The 654-nt window shown below is 72.8% G+C and carries 1 protein-coding gene; it reads left to right on the forward strand.

Going from position 1 to position 654, the window contains the following annotated elements; translation table 11 throughout:
• Nucleotides 1–42 precede the first annotated feature (42 nt).
• Complete coding sequence (locus tag E1266_RS37610; RefSeq protein ID WP_243719401.1) at nt 43–627, forward strand: GAF domain-containing protein; 585 nt, start codon at nt 43–45, stop codon at nt 625–627.
• The last annotated feature ends 27 nt before the right edge of the window (nt 628–654 follow it).

Genomic DNA, 654 nt, shown 5'->3' on the forward strand with positions numbered 1-654 from the left:
CGTCCGCCACCGCACACCCCGCCCACACCCCGGAGGTCTCCCGTGACACACCAGTTCAGCGACCAGGCGCCGGAACTGTTCGACCGGCCCTTGCTGCCGCCCGACCACGAGGCGCCCAGGCGGGCGGCGCGGCTGCGCGAACTCGGGCTGGGGCAGAAGCGGGAGAGCGGGTTCGACAGGTTCGCCCACGAGCTGGCACTGGAGGCACAGCAGCTCACCGGCCTCGCGACCACGCCGGTGGCCTTCGTGAACCTCATCGGCGAGGACCAGTTCGTGTCCGGCGTCTTCACGCCGCCCGCCGCCGCCGACCTCGTCGAGGGGATCCTGGACTTGCGGATCCCCCTCAACGCCGGCTACTGCCCGCACGTCGTCGTCCGGCGCAAGGCGCTGATCCTGGACGACGTCCTCGACTACCCGCGGTTCGCCGGGAACCCGATCGTCGACAAGCTCATGGTCCGCAGCTACGCGGGCGCTCCGCTGACGGACCGCACGGGCACCGTTCTCGGCACGGTCTGCGTCGTGGACAGCGAACCGCGCCCGTGGGGCAAGGCCGGCCTGGACCTCATGAAGCGGAAGGCGGCCGACCTGGCCGCCCGGATCGACCTCCGCGAGGGCCTGCCGGACTGACCGGCGGGGCCTCGCGGGGGTCGGCAG

This window comes from Actinomadura sp. 7K534 (assembly GCF_004348575.1).
Classification (GTDB): domain Bacteria; phylum Actinomycetota; class Actinomycetes; order Streptosporangiales; family Streptosporangiaceae; genus Spirillospora; species Spirillospora livida.